Origin of the sequence: Frankia sp. KB5 (assembly GCF_002099325.1) — a bacterium.
GTDB classification, from domain to species: domain Bacteria; phylum Actinomycetota; class Actinomycetes; order Frankiales; family Frankiaceae; genus Frankia; species Frankia casuarinae.
Map to the genome: position 1 here is coordinate 1 of NZ_MRUJ01000305.1, position 2,679 is coordinate 2,679.

The 2,679-nt window shown below is 76.2% G+C and carries 1 protein-coding gene; it reads right to left on the minus strand.

What is annotated here, in order from left to right; all coding sequences use genetic code 11:
- A partial coding sequence (locus tag KBI5_RS23005; protein WP_085016442.1) for a LysM peptidoglycan-binding domain-containing protein occupies positions 1-2,679 on the minus strand: 2,679 nt, incomplete at both ends.

The following is a 2,679-nucleotide window of genomic DNA, read 5'->3' on the forward strand; positions in this document are numbered from 1 at the left end:
GTGCTGGCCGAGGCGGGCCTGGGTGGCGGCGATCTGGACGTAGAGCCGCTCGTTGTAGGGGTCGAGGCGGCRCAGCGTTTCCAGCAGCTCCAGGCGCTGCGGGTTGTCTTCCCCGATCGTGGCGGTGATGCTGGCGAGCGCGTCGGAGACCTGGCGGCGCAGGTTCTCGCGGTGGGTCTCGGCCCAGCCGCCGGCGATGTCCTCGGACAGGTGGCCGGTGTAGGTGGCGGCCACCGGGAGGATCGCGGCGAGCTCGTCGGCGGTGCTCGACGCGCGCCGACGGGCGTCGAGCGCCTCGTCGACCTGCCAGAGGTCGACGGAGATGAGGTCGCGGCGCAGCCGCCAGCGCCGGTCGTCGTGGTCGAACACGTCGTCGATCGTCCCGCCGGTGGCGGCAATGAGGCTGCGGCGTAGTTGGCTGATGGCGGCGTAGAACCGGTTGTCCCGCAGCCGCTGGGGTTTGCCGTCGTCGGGCCAGACCGCGTCGATGATGACCCTGCGCCGTGCGCCGTCGGGATGGGCGGCGAGGTAGGCGAGGATCTCCCGGCTCGGACCTCCGATGCCGTCCACGGCCTGGAAGTCACCGTCTGGTGCCGGCCGGTACAGCAGCCGCAGCCGGCCGAACAGGGTGAGCAGCAGCGGTGTGGTCGCCCACGACGGCCGTCGTGGTCCCCGTGGGGCGCCAACGGCAGGTGTCGGGGGTGGTGCCGCGTCCGTGGGTTCGGCGGGAACTGCCCCGCCGCCGCCGGGCGGTGGCGGCTCGTCTGGGTCCGGCGGCGTGGCGGGTGTTGGGTGGACGCGGGCCGGTGGCGCCGTGGGCGTGGCCGCGGGGCTATCGGGGGGCGGCGCGGAGGTGGGAGGTGGGGGCGGGGGCCCCTGGGTAGGGTTTGCCCGCCGGAACTCCTCCTGGTTGGCGGCCGGTGCGTCGGCGTCGGCGAGCAGGTCGAGCAGCTGGGCGGTGTCGGTCTCGGGCAGGGTGAACAGCCGGTTGCCGATCAGAGCGGCGGCGATGTCGGGGCTTGCGGCGCCGACGACACCGTCGGGCCGTACCCGGGCGGTCGCGCCGGGCCGCCACTGCCCGTACAGGATGCCGACGACGCCGAGCGGGGAGCCGTTGTCGAGCACGGCCTGAAGGCGGCGGTCCGAGGCCTGGTCGGGGGCCGCGACGACGACCAGGTTGGACCGGCTGGGGTCCTCCCCGGCCGCGGCCCGCCGTGCGCGGGTGACGACGTCGGCTTCGAGSCGGTCCAGCAGGGTGGSCAGGTCGGCGACGAYGTGCAGMCGCTGCGGCGGCGTGGCGGTGGTGTCCTCGCCCAGCAGGCGCCGCACGTCTGCGGCAGGGGTGAGAATCTCGGCGGGGCCGGCGTCGGGCTGATGACGATCGGCGAGCAGCGCGACGAGCAGGGCGCGGATCGCGGCGTCCGCGCCGGGTCCGATCAGGCCGAGGCCGCGGGTGGCGGCGAGGTCGAGCGCGAGGGGCTGGCCGTCGCCGGTGGTGCCGACGATGCGGGTGCCGGGTGGGGCGGCCTGGGCAGTGGCGGTGGCTGCCGCGTGGCGGCGGCCGGTGACGTGCGGGTCACCGGGCGGGCGCACGACGACCAGGTCGCCGTCGGCGTCGCGTTCGGCGGTGGCCGTGTTGTAGGCGACGGCGAGCTGGCGGATGACCGGCGGCTCGTCGAGGTCGTCGCGGACACCGCTGCCGGGCACGTAGTGCCGGCGGCGCCAGAGCCGTACGGAGAACAGCGCGACGACCAGCAGCGCGACCGCTCCCAACCCGAGGTAGCCGCCGGACGGGAACGTCACCCCTGGTGCCCGGGACGGGGCCGGGGCGGACGGGTGCACAGACGGCACGGCCGGCGGCACGGTCGTCGGGCTGGGCGAGGCCGGGCCGGTGGACGGGCTGGCGGTCGTCGGCGGCGCGGCGCCGCCCGGGGTGGGCGTGCTGGCCGCTGGGGTCGGGGTGGCGGGCCGGCTGGTCGCGGGTGGGCTGACGGTTGCCGGCGGGGTCGACGGCGAAGGGCTGGGGGGAGCTTGGCCGGTCGGGGGTGCGGTCGGAGGGCTGGAGGGTGCCTGACCGCCAGGCGGTGTGACGGGGGCCGGCGGGGTGGGCAGGGTCAGGACCCAGCCGGGGCGGATCAGGTTGGGCTGGGTCAGCGCGCGCCCGTCGGCCTGGATGATGCCGTGGTTGAGCGCCCAGATCTCCGGCCAGCGGGCCCCGTCGCCCAGGCAGCGGTCCGCGATCCGCCACAGCGAGTCGTAGACGCCGCCTGCCGGCAGCTGCACGACCACGGTCCCTGGCGCAGCGGTCGGCAGCGTCGGGTCGGTCGCGCTGGCGGTAGCGACGGGGACGAACCGAGGGGCGGCGGGCGCGGTCGCGACGGCCGCAGCGGCGGYCGGCCCGCCGGTCGGGGTGAGYGGGCCGCGGGACTGGAGGACGGTGAGCATTACCGCGCCCAGCAGGAACGTGGCCAGTCCCCGCATCCCGCCGACGGGCAGCGGCGGGCTGTGTGACGGCCAGCGGGCTTCGCGGACGACGTCCGGCACCGCGAGGACGACCGAGACGGTGAACGCGGCCCACAGCGGCCACAGCAGGACCGCGAGGATGTCCAGCAGCAGGGTGTCGTCCATCGGGCCGGTCAGCCGCGCCTCGATCTCGTCCCAGGACGGCAGGTGGTGCGG